We start from the raw sequence: 16,151 nt of genomic DNA, 5'->3' as shown, positions 1-16,151 counted from the left end.
GCGAATCACGCGGATCGCGCGGATCAGATCTGCTCGCTGCGCAGCTGGTCTTCCATCGTCTCGCGGCGGCGGATCAGCGTGGCGCTCTGGCCGCTCACCAGCACTTCGGCGGCACGGCCGCGCGTGTTGTAGTTGCTGGCCATGCTCATGCAGTACGCACCGGCCGACAGCACCGCCAGCAGGTCGCCGGACATCACGTTGAGCGCGCGGTCGCGGCCGATCCAGTCGCCGCTTTCGCAGACCGGGCCGACCACGTCGTAGGTGGGCGCGTCGCCGGCGCGGATGCGCAGCGGTACGATTTTCTGGAACGCCTGGTACATCGCGGGGCGGGGCAGGTCGTTCATGGCCGCGTCGACGATGCAGAAATTCTTGTCTTCGCCCGGCTTGGTGTAGAGCACCTCGGTCACGCACACGCCCGCATTGCCGACCAGCGAACGGCCGGGCTCGATGACGAGCTTGCGCTGTCCGAAGCCGCGCGCATCGAGTCGCGCGAGCAGTTGCTGCCAGAGCGCATCGGCCTTGGGCGGCACTTCGCCGTTGTAGTCGATGCCCAGGCCGCCGCCGAAGTCGAGGTGGTGAATGGGCACGCCGGCCGCCTCGATGGCCTCGACCAGGTCGAGCACCCGGTCGCAGGCGTCCAGGTAGGGCGAGGCCTCGGTGATCTGCGAGCCGATGTGGCAGTCGATGCCGACCACCTCGAGCCCCGGCAGCCTGGCGGCGTGGCGATAAGCCTCGACCGCGCGGTCGTGGGCAATGCCGAACTTGTTGCCCTTGAGGCCGGTGGAAATATAGGGATGCGTCTTCGGATCGACGTTCGGGTTGATGCGGATGCTGATGGGCGCGCGACGCCCTTCGGCCAGCGCCACTTCGTTGAGCACGTCGAGTTCGGCTTCGCTCTCGACGTTGAAGCAGGCGATGCCGGCCGCGAGCGCCTGCCGCATTTCGGCGCGGGTCTTGCCCACACCCGAGAAGATGATCCTGGCCGGGTCGGCGCCCACCGCCAGCACGCGCGCAAGCTCTCCGCCCGAGACGATGTCGAAGCCGCAGCCGGCTTCGGCGAACACGCGCAGCACGCCGAGCGACGAATTCGCCTTCATCGCGTAGCAGATCAGGGCGCTGCGGCCCTCGAAGCCGCGCTGGTAGGCGGCCAGCGCGTCGAGCATCCACTGCTTCGAATAGACGAACAGCGGCGTGCCATGCTCGCGGGCCAGCGCTTCCAGGCCAAGGCCTTCAACGTGGAGCGCGCCGTCGCGATGCGCAATGTGCGGATGGCCGGGAAGGGGCGAGGAGGCGTTGGTCACTTTTGCGTTCCGGTGCTGGTGGCCGGAGCCGGGGCGCTGCTGGCCGCAGCGGGCTTGGGCGCGGCTTCGGCTTCGGAGGCGGCGCGCGGGCCGCCGGGGGTCAGCAGCTGAGGCAGGGTGGCACGCTGGGCCGCTGCCGGATCGGTCGGCAGGAACAGCGGTCCGCGCTGGCCGCAAGCAGCCAACGCGACCGCCGCCGCGGCAAGACTGACCATGAGCACAGCGCGGGCGGGGGCGCTCACTAGAATTTGACGAACATTCAACATAACGAAATTGTAATGACCGACTCCGAATACATGGACCGCGCCGAAGCCGCACTCGCCGCCATCGAGCAAGGCTGCGACCGCATCAACGATGCGACCGACGCCGACATCGACAACCAGCGCGTGGGCGGCATGATCACGATTTCATTCAAGAACGGCAGCCAGCTGATCGTGAACCTGCAGAAGCCCCTGCAGGAAATCTGGCTTGCCGCGCGCTCCGGCGGCTATCACTACCGCTACGACGGCAAGGCCTGGGTCGACACCAAGACGGGCGAGGAATTCTTCGGCAATCTTTCCCGTGAGGCGAGCCTTCAGGCCGGGCAGCCGCTGGAGTTTGCGGCCGCCTGAACCGTCGTCGTCAGGGTCTTCTTCAGTTCCTGAAAAGGTCGAGGATGCGGTTGCGCTCCTCGGGCGGCGGGGGCGGGCTCACCGGAACGCCGCTCAGGGACTCCGCCGGCGGCGATGAAGGGGCATCCACGCCAAGGCTGGACACGCCGCGGCCCGGCGCGTAGTCGTCGTAGTACCACTCGCCGCCCACACTCACGACGCCCGACGGCGGCGTGGCGGAAAGGTCGGTCACGGGCACGCCCTTGATCGCCGTTTCCATGTAGTTGATCCAGATCGGCAGGCTCAGGCCGCCGCCGGTTTCGCGGTCGCCCAGGTTGCGCGGCGTGTCGTAGCCGATCCAGGAGATGGCCGTCATCGTGGGCTGGAAGCCGGCGAACCAGGCATCGAGCGAGTCGTTGGTGGTGCCGGTCTTGCCGTAGAGGTCGGGCCGCTTGAGCATCGCCTGGGCCTTGGCCGCAGTGCCGGCGCGCGCCACCGATTGCAGCAGCGTGTCCATGATGAACGCATTGCGCTGGGGAATGGCGCGGATCGTTTCGTTGAGCAGCGGCGGCTGCTTGTCGACCAGCACCCTGTCCTTGTGGTCGGTGATGCGGGTCACCAGGTAGGGGTTGACGCGGTAGCCGCCATTGGCGAACACCGAATAGGCGGTGGCCATCTGCATCGGCGTGACCGCGCCGGCGCCCAGCGCCATCGGCAGGTAGGCCGGGTGCTTGTCCTTGTCGAAGCCGAAATTGGTGATCCATTCCTGGGCGTAGCGCGTGCCGATCGATTGCAGGATGCGGATCGAGACCAGGTTCTTCGATTTCATGAGCGCAGTGCGCATCGACATCGGGCCGTCGTAGCCTCCGCCGTAGTTCTTGGGCTCCCAGGGCTGGCCGCCGGTGGTGCCGGCATCGAAGAACAGGGGCCCGTCGTTGATGACCGTGGCCGGCGTGAAGCCCTTCTCGAGCGCGGCCGAGTAGATGAAGGGCTTGAAGCTCGAGCCCGGCTGGCGCCAGGCCTGCGTGACGTGGTTGAACTTGTTCTTGCCGAAGTCGAATCCGCCCACCAGCGCCTTGATGGCGCCGTCGCGCGGGTCCATGGCGACGAAGGCGCCTTCCACTTCGGGCAGCTGGGTGATTTCCCAGGTGTTCTTGGGCGTCTTCACCACGCGGATCACCGCGCCGCGCCGAATCTTGATGTTGGGCGGTGCCTTGTCGGCAAGGCCGGACTGCGCGGGCTTGAGGCCGTCGCCGGTGATCTGCACCGGGTCGCCGTTGCCGCGCACGGCCGAGATTTCCTTGGCGTTGGCCTTGAGCACCACCGCCGCCATCACGTCGCCGTTGTCGGGATGGTCGGTCAGGGCGTCGTCCACTGCATCGTCGAGTTCCTTCGGGTCGTTGGGCAGCTCGACGAACTTCTCGGGGCCGCGGTAGATCTGGCGCCGCTCGTAATCCATGATGCCCTTGCGCAGGGCCTTGTATGCCGCAGCCTGGTCGGCGGCGACCAGCGAGGTGTACACCTTGAGTCCGCGTGTGTAGGTGCTGTCACCATACTGCGCATACATCAGCTGGCGCACGGTTTCGGCCACGTATTCGGCGTGCAGCCGGTTCGGGTCGGCCGCATCGCGCAGGTGCAATTCCTCCTTCTTGGCTTCGGCGGCCTGTTCGGCGGTGATGAAGCCTGCGTCCTGCATGCGGTCGATCACATAGAACTGGCGACCCCGCGCGCGCTGCGGATTGTTGACGGGGTTGTTCGCGCCCGGCGCCTTCGGCAGGCCCGCCAGCATGGCCGCCTGCGCAATGGAGAGTTCCTGCAGCGGTTTGCCGAAATACGCCTCCGAGGCCGCCGCGAAGCCGTATGCGCGGTTGCCGAGGTAGATCTGGTTCAGGTAGATCTCGAAGATCTGGTCCTTGGTGAGCAGGTGCTCCAGCTTGAAGGTGAGCAGCACCTCGTAGATCTTGCGGGTCAGCGTTTTCTCGGAGCTCAGGTAGACGTTGCGCGCCACCTGCATCGTGATGGTCGACGCGCCCTGGCTCTTCACGCGGTTCATGTTGGCCAGGCCGGCGCGCACCATGCCCTTGTAGTCGACGCCGCCGTGGTCGTAGAAGCGCGTGTCTTCGGCAGCCAACACCGCCTCCTTCACGAGCTTGGGGATTGCCGCGATCGGGGTTAGATTGCGTCGCTCTTCGCCGAATTCACCAATCAGGATGCCTTCCGCGGAGAAGACCCGCAACGGCAGTTTCGGCCGGTAGTCCGACAGCTCGGAGATGTCGGGAAGGTTGGGGTAGGCGACAGCCAGGGCGACGGCGATCACGCACAGCAGCGCCAGAACACCGGCCGCGGCAATGCCGAACCCCCAGACCATGAAGCGCAGCAGCCATTTCAGCCAGGCTGGTCGTGTGGAAGGAGGGGTCTTGGCTGGCCCTTTGGGGCGTGAAGTTTCTTGCATGTGGGCCCGGGGAGTCACCGCACATTATAAAAAGCCGCCTCCTTGCCACGGGCCGAACTTGGGCGCATCGTTGCGGGCTAAACCAAAAGTTACCAAATGTGGCTTCAGCGTCAGCTTTTGACAACGGTCCGCCATTTTGCCGGCGTGGGTTGTTTGGTCGCCGCTACGTCTGCTGCTAGCATGCAACCGAACGCAAATTTTTCCATTGGTTACAAATGCAGGGGTAAAGGGACCTAACTTGGCTGCTTTCGGATCATTGTTTCGCCGACAGAACGCCCCCATGCTCGGCCTGGATGTCAGCTCTTCCAGCGTGAAGCTGGTCGAGCTCGGCCGTGAAGCCAGTGGCAAGCTGGTTCTCGAGCGCTGCGCGATCGAACCCCTGGAACGGGGCTGGATCACCGACGGCAACGTCGAGAAGTTCGACGAAGTGGCCGAAGCCGTCCGCCGCGTCGTGCGCAAGAGCGGTACCCGTACCCGTAACGTCGCGCTGGCGCTGCCTCCCTCGGCCGTCATCACCAAGAAGATCATTCTTCCGGGCGGCATGAGCGAGCAGGAGCTCGAAATCCAGGTCGAGTCCGAAGCCAACCAGTACATCCCGTTCTCGCTCGACGAAGTCAGCCTCGATTTCTGCGTGACCGGGCAGAGCACCGCTTCCGCTGGCGATGTCGAGGTGCTGATTGCCGCGTCCCGCAAGGAAAAGGTCCAGGACCGTGAAGGCCTGGCCGAAGCGGCCGGGCTGAAGGCGGTGATCCTCGACGTCGAGTCCTATGCCTCCCGCCTCGCGACCGCTCGCCTGATCGAGCAATTGCCCGGCAAGGGCCTCGATGCCGTGGTGGCGCTTTTCGAAGTGGGCGCCTTCACTACCAGCATGCAGGTGCTGCGCAACCAGGAAGTGCTGTACGACCGCGACCAGGCCTTCGGCGGCGCGCAGCTGACCCAGCTGATCGTGCGCCAGTACGGTTTCTCGGCCGAAGAGGCCGAAGCCAAGAAGCGCAGCGGCGATCTGCCCGACGACTACGGCTCGGGCGTCCTGAAGCCCTTCGTGGAAAGCATCGCGCAGGAAATTGCCCGTGCGCTGCAGTTCTTCTTCACCAGCACGCCCCACAACCGCGTGGACTACGTGCTGCTTGCAGGCGGCTCGGCCTCGCTGCCCAGCCTCACCAGCGCCGTGACGCGCCAGACCTCGTTCGCCTGTTCGCTCGTGAACCCGTTCGACGGCATGGAACTGGGTCCGAACATCCGCGAGAAGAAGGTCCGGCGCGAAGCGCCTTCCTACCTGACCTCTTGCGGCCTGGCCATGCGGAGGTTCGTGCAGTGATCCTCATCAACCTGCTTCCGCATCGCGAAGCCGCGCGCAAGCGGCGCCGCGAAGCGTTCTACGGCACCCTGGGCGCGGCCGCCGTGCTCGGCGTGCTGATCGCCGGCCTGGGCTATCTCTGGTTCGAGGCGCAGATCTCGGCCCAGCAAGACAAGAACAATTTCCTGAAGACAGAGATCACCAAGCTCGAAGTCGAAATCAAGGAAATCTCGACCCTGCAGGAAGAAATTGCCGCGCTGCGCGCGCGCCAGCAGGCGGTCGAAGACCTCCAGGGCGACCGCAATCTGCCGGTGCACCTGCTCAACGAACTGGTTCGCCAGCTGCCCGACGGCGTCTACCTGACCAGCATGAAGCAGGACAACCAGACCGTCACGCTGCAGGGCATGGCGCAGTCGAACGAGCGCGTCTCGGAGCTGCTGCGCAACCTGGGCAACAACAGTCCGTGGCTGGTCAAGCCCGAACTGGTCGAAATCACTTCCGCGACGGTGAGCCTGAGTCAGCGCGACCAGCGCCGCGTGGCGAACTTCACGATGCGCATCGGCCTCAAGCGGCCGACCGACGCGCAGAAGGCCGCAGCCGACAAGGCGCTGGCTGCAGCGGCGCCAGCCAAGGGGTAGACGGATCATGGCAAGCAATCGCCCCTCTCAAAAAATGGACGTCGGCGCTGCGCTGCGCGGCTTCGGCGACCAGTTCCGCAACCTGAATCCGAACGACCCGTCCGCATGGCCGGCGGTGCCCCGCTACGCCCTGTGCCTGGCGGTGACCGCCCTGGTGCTCGCCGGCCTGTGGTTCCTGTGGCTGACCAACTCCAACGACGAGCTCGAGAGCGAGCGCGCCAAGGAAGTCACGCTGCGGGCCGACTACCAGAAGAAGGTGGCGCTGGCCGCCAACCTCGATCTGCTGAAGAAGCAGCGCGAGCAGGTGCAGCAATACGTGACGCTGCTCGAGAAGCAGCTGCCCAGCAAGGCGGAAATGGACGCATTGCTGTCCGACATCAACCAGGCCGGCCTTGGACGCAGCCTGCAGTTCGAACTGTTCCGTCCGGGACAGGTTTCGGTGAAGGACTACTACGCAGAGCTGCCGATCGCCGTGCGCGTGACCGGCCGCTACCACGACATCGGCTCCTTCGCCGCCGACGTCGCGAGCCTCTCGCGCATCGTGACGCTGAACAACCTCACGATCACTCCGCAACAAAAAGACAAGGACGGCACCCTCACGATGGATGCCACGGCACGCACCTACCGCTATCTCGATGACGAAGAGCGCGCGGCCCAGAAACGCGCCGCGGCGCCGAAGGCGAAGAAATGAGGACGACCGCCAACCTCCTGTGGCTGGTCGCGGCCGCCCTGGGCCTGAGCGCCTGCGCCGATTCGGAGCAGGAAGACCTGCGCCGCTGGATGGTCGAGCAGCGCGCCCAGGTCAAGCCTACGGTGCCGCCGATCACGGAACCCAAGAAATTCACCCCCCAGGCCTACACCGAGGGCGCGGCATTCGAGCCGTTCAACCTGCTGAAGCTGACCCAGGCGCTGCGCCGGGAATCGAACCAGCCCAGCACGTCGGAACTGATCGCACCCGAGCTGGTGCGCCGCAAGGAAGCGCTCGAAGCCTTCCCGCTCGACTCCATGGCCATGGTGGGCAGCATGAACCGCAACGGCCAGCCGGTGGCGCTGGTTCGTGTCGACAAGCTGCTCTACAAGGTGCGGGTGGGCGAGTACCTGGGCCTCAACTACGGGCGCATTACCCGTATCAACGAAACCGAAGTCGCCCTGCGTGAAATCGTGCAGGACGCCGCCGGTGAATGGATCGAACGCGTGGCGACATTGCAGCTGCAAGAGAGTGCGAAATGAATCAGAAAAAATCAACGATGGCACAGCGGCTGCGAGCTGCGGGGCTGGGTCTGCTGGCACTTGGCGCTTTCGCTTTGGCCCATGCGCAAAACGCCATCGAGGCGGTGACCAGTTCGACGCAGTCCGGCGCGGAGGTGATCCGCATCGACCTTGCCCAGCCGCTCGCGGCCTTGCCGACCGGCTTTGTCGTGCAGACGCCGGCGCGCATCGCGCTCGATTTCCCGGGCGTCACCAACGCCATCGGCCGCTCCGCCATTGAGGTGAACCAGGGCAACCTGCGTTCCGTCAATGTGGTCCAGGCCGGCGAGCGCAGCCGGGTGGTGCTCAACCTCAAGCAGGCAACCGCATACAAGACCGAGATCCAGGGCAAATCGCTGCTGGTGATTCTCGAGCCGGCGGCCGGCACCGCGCTGGCGTCGTCCACGCCCACCGTCTTTGCCGAGAACCGCAACCGCGACACCCTGCCGCTGCGCGACGTCGACTTCCGCATGGGTGCGGACAACACCGGCCGCGTGATCGTCGACCTGCCGAACAACCAGGTGGGCGTCGATGTCCGCCAGCAGGGCAAGAACCTGGTGGTCGAGTTCACCAAGTCGACCCTGCCCGAGGGGCTGCGACGCCGCCTCGACGTGGCCGACTTCAACACGCCGGTCCAGCTGATCACTTCGCAGCAGTCGGGCGACCGCGTGCGCATGACGATCGAGGCCAAGGGCGACTGGGAGCACAGCGCCTACCAGAGCGAGAACCAGTTCGTCGTCGAAGTGCGTGCCCGCAAGGTGGACCCGACCAAGCTGACGCAGGGCGTGGGCTACACCGGCGAGAAGCTCTCGCTGAACTTCCAGAACATCGAGATCCGCTCGTTGCTGCAGGTGATCGCCGACTTCACGAACTTCAACATCGTGACCTCCGACTCGGTCACCGGCGCGCTGACGCTGCGGCTGAAGGACGTGCCCTGGGATCAGGCCCTGGACATCATCATGCAGGCCAAGAACCTGGGCATGCGCAAGAACGGCAGCGTGCTGTGGATTGCGCCCAAGGACGAGATCAACGCCAAGGAAAAGCTCGAATTCGAAGCCAAGGCCGCGATCGAGAACCTGGAGCCGCTGCGCACCCAGTCGTTCCAGCTCAATTACACCAAGGCGATTGCCATTGCCCAGGGCCTGACCGGCACCGGCGCCTCGGCCGGCGGCGGTGGCGGCTCCGGCACCACCACGCGCATCCTGAGCCCGCGCGGCAGCGTGATCGCGGAGTCGCGCACCAACCAGCTGTTCGTGTCGGACATTCCCTCGCGCCTGGCGCAAGTGGCCGACCTGATCCAGAAGCTCGACATTCCGGTTCGCCAGGTGCTGATCGAAGCGCGCATCGTGGAAGCCTCCGACACTTTCGGCAAGTCGCTGGGCGTGCGGCTGGGCGGCGGCATTGCCGGCGAGCGCATTGCCTCGTCGTCCGGCAACCGGGCGTTCGGCACCGTGGGCGTGATGCCTGTCACAGGCACCGGCACCACCGGCCCGACCACCACCTGGACCAACTCCAACTTCATCAACCTGCCCGCAGGCGACGCCGGCGGTACGGGCAATGCGGCGGGCACCTTCGCGATCTCGCTGTTCAACTCGAGCTTCTCACGCATGCTCAACCTCGAGATCTCGGCGCTCGAGGCCGACGGCAAGGGCAAGCTGGTGTCCAGCCCCCGCGTCATCACCGCCGACCAGACCAAGGCGCTGATCGAGCAGGGCGAGGAAATTCCCTACCAGCAGGCCACGTCCAGCGGCGCCACCTCCATTTCGTTCCGCAAGGCGGTGCTGAAGCTCGAGGTCACGCCGCAGATCACGCCCGAAGGCAACATCATCCTCACGCTCGACGTGAGCAAGGATGCCCGCGGCGTCAACACCTCGGCCGGCCCGGCCATCAACACCAAGCACGTGCAGACCGAGGTGCTGGTCGAGAACGGCGGCACGGTCGTCATCGGTGGTATCTTCGAACTCACCGAAACCAATGACGAATCGCGCGTGCCGGTGCTGGGTGAAGTGCCCTACCTGGGTGCACTGTTCCGCAAGCGCGAACGCGTTGCCAACAAGACCGAAATGCTCGTCTTTATCACTCCGAAGATGATTACCGACCGCAACGCCGCGCGCTGACGCGCAGGCGTAGCAGCCACCGCGTGGCGGTCGCACTCGTCGGGTTGCCCGGCGCCGGCAAGTCCGCAGTGGGCCGGCGCCTGGGTGCACGCCTGGACCTTCCCTTCATCGACACCGATCACGTGATCGAGCAGCGCATCGGCTGCTCGATCCGCGACTACTTCGAGCGGGAGGGCGAAATCGCCTTCCGCGACCTCGAGCAGACGGTCATTGCCGACCTCGCCGCCCAGCCCCACGGCGTGCTGGCCACGGGCGGCGGCGCCGTGCTGCGGGAAGCCAACCGCCAGCAGCTGCGGGACCACTTCCACGTGATCTACCTGCGCTCCTCGCCCGAGGACCTGTTCCGGCGCCTGCGCCATGACGTCAAGCGGCCCCTGCTGCAGGTGGCCGATCCGCTGGGCCGGCTGCGCGAACTGCACGATGCGCGCGATCCGCTCTACCGCGAGACGGCCCACGAGGTGGTCGATACCGGGCGCCCCTCGATCGCCATGCTGGTCAACATCATCGTGATGCAGCTGGAGCTCGCCGGCATCGTGGCTGCGGGCACGCCGCCGGAAGAGCCCTCCGACTGAAGCGCCGGGCGCGCAGCGCCTAAACTCGCTGCCATGCCATTGCCCGCACCTTCCGTACCGCCAGAACGCGTCGACATCCAGCTCGGCGAACGCAGCTACCCGATCCTGATCGGCGCCGGCCTGCTGGGCGAACCCCAGAGCTTCGCCGCCGTGCCCGCGGCCGCCAGCGCGCTGGTCGTCAGCAACACCACGGTGGCGCCGCTCTACGCCAAGGCCCTGCGCCAAGCGCTGGCCGGGCGCTTTCGCACCGTGCACCTGCTCGAGCTGCCCGACGGCGAGGTGCACAAGAACCTCGAGACCCTGAACCTGATCTTCGATGCCTTGCTCGGCCACGGCAGCGACCGCAAGACCGTGCTGTTCGCCCTGGGCGGCGGCGTGGTGGGCGACATGACCGGCTTCGCCGCCGCGAGCTACATGCGCGGCGTGCCCTTCGTGCAGGTGCCGACCACGCTGCTGGCGCAGGTCGATTCGTCGGTCGGCGGCAAGACCGCCATCAACCACCCGCTCGGCAAGAACATGATCGGCGCTTTCTACCAGCCGCAGCTGGTGGTGTGCGACCTGGGCACGCTGCAGACGCTGCCGCCGCGCGAGCTGAGCGCGGGCCTGGCCGAGGTCATCAAGTACGGCCCGATCCACGACATGGCCTTCTTCGACTGGATCGAGGCGAATGTAGGCGCCCTCGTGGCACGCGAGCCGGCGGCGCTGGCCTACGCGGTCAAGCGCAGCTGCGAGATCAAGGCGCTGGTCGTCGGCCAGGACGAGCGGGAGACCGGCCTGCGCGCCATCCTGAACTTCGGCCACACCTTCGGCCATGCGATCGAGTCGGGCCTGGGCTACGGCGAGTGGCTGCATGGCGAAGCGGTCGGCTGCGGCATGGTGATGGCGGCGCACCTGTCGCAGCGGCTCGGCGGCGTCGATGCGGCATTCGTCGAACGGCTCACGCGGCTGATCGAGCGTGCCGGCCTGCCGACCGTCGGCCCCGCACTGGGCGCGGACCGGTACCTCGAACTGATGCGGGTCGACAAGAAGTCCGAGGCGGGTGAAATCCGCTTCGTGGTGATCGACAAGCCGGGCTCCGCCGTCGTCAGCAGCGCGCCCGATGCGCTGGTGCGCGAAGTGCTCGCGCGCTGCTGCCAGGCGGAATGAGCGCAGCGCCGAGGGTGCACCGATGAGCCTCGCGGCCTATGCCTGCCACCCGGCGCGCTCGCGCGGGAGGCGCCATGCCGAGCCGCCGGCGCCCACCCGCGACGCCTTCCAGCGCGACCGCGACCGCATCGTGCATTCCACCGCGTTCCGGCGGCTGGTCTACAAGACGCAGGTCTTCCTGAACCACGAAGGCGACCTGTTCCGCACCCGGCTCACCCATTCGCTCGAAGTCGCGCAGCTGGGCCGCTCCATCGCGCGTGCCCTGCGCATCAACGAAGACCTGGTGGAAGCGATTGCCCTCGCGCACGACCTCGGCCACACGCCGTTCGGCCATGCGGGCCAGGACGCGCTCAACGCCTGCATGGAAGGCCACGGCGGCTTCGAGCACAACCTGCAGAGCCTGCGCGTGGTCGACGCCCTGGAGCACCGCTATCCGCAATACGACGGCCTGAATCTCAGCTTCGAGACCCGCGAGGGTATCCTCAAGCACTGCTCGCGCGCCAATGCCGAGCGCCTGGAGGCCGGCGAGCCCCATGGCGTGGCGCGCCGCTTCCTCGACCGCACGCAGCCGGGCCTCGAGGCGCAGCTTTGCAACCTGGCCGACGCGATTGCCTACAACGCGCACGACATCGACGACGGCGTGCGCTCCGGCCTCGTCAACGTCGAGCAGCTCGGCGAGGTGGAGCTGTTCGAGCGCTACCGCCGCGAAGCGCTGGCCGAATACCCCCAACTGGAAGGGCGGCGCGTGCTCTACGAAACCATCCGGCGCATGCTGAGCGCCCAGGTCTACGATGTGATCGACGCCACCCGTGCGGCACTCGAAACGGTGAAGCCGGCCGATGCCGATGGCGTGCGCAGCGCGCCGCCTCTCGTTGCGTTCAGCGAAACCATGCAGACGCAATCGAACGAGCTCAAGGCCTTCCTGTTCCGCAACCTCTACCGCCATCCGCAGGTGAGGCAGACCACCGACCAGGCGCAGCAGGTGGTGCGGGAACTGTTCGAGGCCTATCTGGAGCGTGGCGCCGAGATGCCTGTTTCCTATGCAGACCGCCGCGACCGGCATCGCGCCGTGGCCGACTACATCGCCGGCATGACCGATCGCTTCGCCATGCGCGAGCATGAACGACTGACCGGCCGACGCGGGATTTCATGAGTTCTGCGGCCGCTGCTTCCGCGCGCGTTCCGGCCGCCGCCTTTGCGGTGGTGCTCGGCGGCGTCAGCGCCGCGCTGCACCTGGGCAAGCTGCCGCCCGCGGTGCCGGCGCTGCAGGCGTCGCTCGGCATCGACCTGGTCGAGGCCGGATTCCTGCTGTCGCTGGTGCAGGTGGCGAGCATGAGCCTGGGACTGATCGCCGGGCTCGCGGCCGACACCATCGGCCTGCGGCGCAGCATGCTGACCGGGCTCGTGGTGCTGACGGCGGCGAGCCTGCTGGGCGGCGCCGTCGGCGCGGGCTTGCTGGGTGGCGCCTTTGCGGTGCAATGGCTGCTCGGCCTGCGCGCGCTCGAAGGCATCGGCTTTCTGCTGGCGGTCATGCCGGGGCCGGGGCTGATCCGCGCCCTCACGCCACCGGGCGCGGACAAGGCCGCGCTCGGTGTATGGGGTGCCTACATGCCGCTGGGCGTTGCGCTTGCGCTGCTCTTCGGGCCGGCGCTGATCGCCTGGGGCGGATGGGCCGACTGGTGGTGGACGCTGTCGGCCGTTTCGGCCGCCGCGGCGCTCTGGCTGTGGCTGGCGGTGCCTGCGGACGCATTGCGCACGGGTGCGGCGGGCAGCGTGGCCGGCGGCTGGCCGTTGCGCCTGCGCGCCACGGTCGGCGCACGCGCACCCTGGATGATCGCGCTGACCTTCGCCGTGTATTCGGCCCAGTGGATGGCGGTGATCGGCTTTCTTCCGGCCATCTACGCCGGCGCCGGCGTGCCGGCCGGCTGGGGCGCGGTGCTCACGGCGGTGGCGGCCGCGATGAACATCGTCGGCAATGTCGCGGGCGGCCGCTGGCTGCAGCGCGGCGTCGCGCCCGAGCGCCTGCTCCAAGCGGGTTTCCTGGCCATGGCGCTGGGCGGCTTTGCGGCCTTTGCGCAGGTGGGGCAGGGCGCCGACGCACTCGGCCTGCCGCCGGTGCTTCGATATGCTGCGGTCTGCGTCTTTTCACTGGGCGGCGGCATGGTGCCGGCGACCCTGTTCCTGCTCGGGGTCCGGCTGGCGCCCGGCCCGTCCACGGTTTCCACCACCGTCGGGCTCATGCAGCAGGCATCGTCCCTGGGGCAGTTCCTGGCGCCGCCGGCGGTGGCCTGGGTCGCCTTGCGTGCCGGCGGCTGGCACTGGACGTGGACCGCCACGCTCGCATGCTCGCTGGCGGGCATGGCCCTGGCGCGGCACCTCGGCAAAATTCGCCCTTCGGCGGAGGTGGCATGACCAGCCCGACGACAATCGATGCCATCCAGGCCGAAGCCGACATGCGGCGCTGGCTCGAACGCGCGGTGATCGGACTCAACCTATGCCCGTTCGCGAAGGCGGTGCACGTGAAGGCGCAGATCCGCTATGCCGTGTACCTGTCCGCTGACGAAGCCGCGCTGATCGACATGCTCCTGGCAGAGGCCGATGAACTCGCCGCGCTCGATGCCTCCGTGCGCGACACCACCTTGCTGATAGCACCCAACACCTTGGCCGATTTTCTGGATTTCAACGACTTCACGGCACGCGCCGAACGCAGGCTCGCGCGCGCGGGCTTCGACGGCATGTTCCAGCTCGCGAGCTTCCATCCGCGGTTCCAGTTCGCAGGCACCGATGCCGACGACATCGGCAACGCCACCAACCGCGCGCCTTACCCCACGCTGCATCTGCTGCGCGAAGACAGCGTGAGCCGCGCGGTCGAGGCCTTTCCCGAGGCTGAAGCCATTTTCGAACGCAACATCGAGACGCTCGAAGCGTTGGGGCCGGACGGCTGGGCCGCGCTGGACGTGGGCCCCGGGAGCGCCCGGCCATGAGCGCGCCGGCAGCAACCAAGGCCGTGAAGACGGCCAAGACCGCCAAGGCCGAAGCCGAGCTGACGGAGGTTCTGCGTCCGGGCCAGTCCATCGAGCTTTTGAAGGAACTGCACATCCTCACGCGCGAAGGGCGGCTCAACCAGGATTCGCGGCGCAAGCTCAAGCAGGTCTACCACCTGTTCCAGTTCATCGAGCAGCTGCTGCGCGAACTGCCGGGCGGCGGCGCGGAGGCCACGCTGGCCGACCATGGCGCCGGCAAGTCGTACCTGGGCTTCATCATCTACGACCTGTTCTTCCGCTCGCGCGAGGGCGGCCATGTCTACGGCATCGAGACGCGCAGCGAGCTGGTCGAGAAATCGCGCGCGTTGGCACGCCAGCTCGGCTTCGACCGCATGTCTTTCCTGAATCTCACCGTGGCCGAATCGGCCCAGGCGAGCGAGTTGCCCGAGCGCATCGACGTGGTCACCGCGCTGCACGCCTGCGACACGGCCACCGACGACGCGATTGCCTTCGGGCTCGCAAAGAAGGCGCGCTGCATGGTGCTGGTGCCCTGCTGCCAGGCCGAGGTGGCAGCCTGCCTGCGCGAAACCAAGGCGCTGGCACTGTCGCGCACGCCATTGGCCGAGCTCTGGCGCCATCCGCTGCACACCCGCGAAATCGGCAGCCAGCTCACCAACGTGCTGCGCTGCCTGTACCTTGAGGCCAATGGCTACAGCGTCACCGTCACCGAGCTGGTGGGTTGGGAGCACAGCATGAAGAACGAGCTGATCCTGGCGCGCCACACCGGGCAGCGCAAGGCCGGTGCAGCGGCACGGCTTCGCGAGCTGCTGTCGCAGTTCGGCCTCGACACCCTGGGCGAGACGCGGTTTCGCCTGCCCTGAACTCCCGCCGAAGCGCATAGCGTCACGTCACGTCACGTCTCGTCACGCCATGGCCCGCCTGCCCCGCCTCACGCTCCCCGGCCTGCCGCACCACGTGATCCAGCGTGGCAACAACCGCCAGGCCATCTTCATCGACCGCGCGGACCACGAGCGGCTGCTCGGCCTGATGGCGGACGCGGCCCCGCGCTTCGGCGTGGCGCTGCATGCCTACGTGCTGATGGACAACCATTTCCATCTGCTGGCCACGCCCGACACGACCACCGGGCTGCCGCAGTTCATGCAGTCGGTGGGGCGCAGCTACGTGCGCTATTTCAATGATCGCCACGGCCGCAGCGGTACCCTGTGGGAAGGGCGCTACAGGTCGACGCTGATCCAGACCGACCGCTATCTGCTGATCTGCATGGCGTACATCGACCTGAACCCTGTGCGGGCCGGCATGGTGTCGGACGCGCGCGACTTTCCATGGTCCAGCCATGGGCACTACGCGGGCCTGCGGCACGACAAGCTGCTGACGCCGCATCCGCTCTACTGGGAGCTGGGCAACACGCCCTTTGCCCGCGAGGCGGCCTACGTCGAACTGGTGCGCGGCGGCGTGCGCGCGGCCGACCAGGGCACGCTGACCGAGGCCACCTTGCGGGGCTGGGCGGCCGGCGATGCGGATTTTCTTGCATCGCTTCAGAAAGCGACAGAGCGCCGCGTCGCCAAGGCCAAGGCCGGGCGTCCGCCGGCGGCCTCCGATTCCTGAGCTGATGCTTTCTCTTCTTCGCGGGAGATAGAAGTTCTGCTCCCTTTTTTGATATGTCCCTAATTTTATTCTGACAAGAAGAGTCGGGATTTAATTGGAATCTGACCCCATTTAAAGTGTTTGGCATTCTTTGTGCATCGCAATATCCTTCTCATCCCTGCGAAAAACTGAAGGAGTGCG

Annotated in this window: 16 protein-coding genes; 13 read left to right on the top strand and 3 right to left on the bottom strand. The window is 66.8% G+C overall.

All coding sequences use genetic code 11. The annotated features are described in order from the left end of the window. Positions 1–23 precede the first annotated feature (23 nt). Both lysA and lptM read right to left on the bottom strand, forming a co-directional pair. The gene (gene lysA / locus L1081_RS14890; protein WP_489412876.1) at positions 24–1,301 is read right to left on the bottom strand and encodes a diaminopimelate decarboxylase; all 1,278 of its coding nucleotides are present in this window, start codon (positions 1,299–1,301) and stop codon (positions 24–26) included. After that, entirely contained in the window at positions 1,298–1,516 is a 219-nt protein-coding gene (lptM, locus tag L1081_RS14885; protein ID WP_489412875.1) for an LPS translocon maturation chaperone LptM, read from the bottom strand. Before lptM ends, lysA begins: the two co-directional genes overlap by 4 nt. A 63-nt stretch (positions 1,517–1,579) precedes the next feature. Here lptM and cyaY point away from each other — a divergent pair, with 63 nt between their 5' ends. After that, entirely contained in the window at positions 1,580–1,912 is a 333-nt protein-coding gene (gene cyaY, locus L1081_RS14880; RefSeq protein ID WP_012746287.1) for an iron donor protein CyaY, read from the top strand. Positions 1,913–1,934: 22 nt separating this feature from the next. Here cyaY and L1081_RS14875 read toward each other — a convergent pair whose 3' ends face one another. After that, entirely contained in the window at positions 1,935–4,343 is a 2,409-nt protein-coding gene (locus L1081_RS14875; RefSeq protein WP_489412874.1) for a PBP1A family penicillin-binding protein, read from the bottom strand. A gap of 238 nt (positions 4,344–4,581) precedes the next feature. Here L1081_RS14875 and pilM point away from each other — a divergent pair, with 238 nt between their 5' ends. From pilM to L1081_RS14815, 12 genes are read left to right on the top strand one after another with little or no spacing between them, the layout of a single operon-like run. Then, complete coding sequence (pilM, locus tag L1081_RS14870) at positions 4,582–5,661, top strand: pilus assembly protein PilM (RefSeq protein ID WP_012746289.1); 1,080 nt, start codon at positions 4,582–4,584, stop codon at positions 5,659–5,661. Continuing rightward, a complete protein-coding gene (locus L1081_RS14865) occupies positions 5,658–6,278 on the top strand; it encodes a PilN domain-containing protein (RefSeq protein ID WP_489412873.1) in 621 nt (206 codons plus the stop codon). The genes pilM and L1081_RS14865 overlap by 4 nt, the downstream gene beginning before the upstream one ends. Positions 6,279–6,285: 7 nt before the next feature. Then, positions 6,286–6,969, top strand: a complete 684-nt coding sequence (gene pilO / locus L1081_RS14860; protein WP_124957440.1) for a type IV pilus inner membrane component PilO — start codon at positions 6,286–6,288, stop codon at positions 6,967–6,969. Further along, the gene (locus L1081_RS14855) at positions 6,966–7,508 is read left to right on the top strand and encodes a pilus assembly protein PilP (protein WP_124957439.1); all 543 of its coding nucleotides are present in this window, start codon (positions 6,966–6,968) and stop codon (positions 7,506–7,508) included. Before pilO ends, L1081_RS14855 begins: the two co-directional genes overlap by 4 nt. Continuing rightward, positions 7,505–9,643, top strand: coding sequence for a type IV pilus secretin PilQ (locus L1081_RS14850; protein ID WP_489412872.1), 2,139 nt, complete (start codon positions 7,505–7,507; stop codon positions 9,641–9,643). Before L1081_RS14855 ends, L1081_RS14850 begins: the two co-directional genes overlap by 4 nt. 23 nt (positions 9,644–9,666) lie before the next feature. Then, entirely contained in the window at positions 9,667–10,215 is a 549-nt protein-coding gene (locus tag L1081_RS14845) for a shikimate kinase (protein ID WP_489412871.1), read from the top strand. Between the two features lie 33 nt (positions 10,216–10,248). Then, a complete protein-coding gene (gene aroB / locus L1081_RS14840) occupies positions 10,249–11,361 on the top strand; it encodes a 3-dehydroquinate synthase (protein WP_489412870.1) in 1,113 nt (370 codons plus the stop codon). Between the two features lie 22 nt (positions 11,362–11,383). Continuing rightward, the gene (locus L1081_RS14835; RefSeq protein WP_489412869.1) at positions 11,384–12,514 is read left to right on the top strand and encodes a deoxyguanosinetriphosphate triphosphohydrolase; all 1,131 of its coding nucleotides are present in this window, start codon (positions 11,384–11,386) and stop codon (positions 12,512–12,514) included. Beyond that, entirely contained in the window at positions 12,511–13,773 is a 1,263-nt protein-coding gene (locus tag L1081_RS14830) for an MFS transporter (RefSeq protein ID WP_489412868.1), read from the top strand. The genes L1081_RS14835 and L1081_RS14830 overlap by 4 nt, the downstream gene beginning before the upstream one ends. Further along, positions 13,770–14,345, top strand: coding sequence for a DUF1415 family protein (locus L1081_RS14825; protein WP_489412867.1), 576 nt, complete (start codon positions 13,770–13,772; stop codon positions 14,343–14,345). Before L1081_RS14830 ends, L1081_RS14825 begins: the two co-directional genes overlap by 4 nt. Continuing rightward, entirely contained in the window at positions 14,342–15,226 is an 885-nt protein-coding gene (locus tag L1081_RS14820; RefSeq protein WP_489412866.1) for a methyltransferase, read from the top strand. Before L1081_RS14825 ends, L1081_RS14820 begins: the two co-directional genes overlap by 4 nt. A 49-nt stretch (positions 15,227–15,275) precedes the next feature. Beyond that, positions 15,276–15,971 carry a transposase gene (locus L1081_RS14815; protein WP_489412865.1) on the top strand — a complete coding sequence of 232 codons (696 nt, stop codon included), beginning with the start codon at positions 15,276–15,278 and terminating at the stop codon, positions 15,969–15,971. Positions 15,972–16,151: the final 180 nt, after the last annotated feature.

It is taken from the genome of Variovorax sp. MSC1_012, from assembly GCF_023667525.1.
Taxonomy (GTDB): Bacteria; Pseudomonadota; Gammaproteobacteria; order Burkholderiales; family Burkholderiaceae_C; genus Variovorax; species Variovorax beijingensis_B.
The sequence above is the reverse complement of the archived record's forward strand: the minus strand, read 5'-3'. Positions and strand labels throughout refer to the sequence as shown.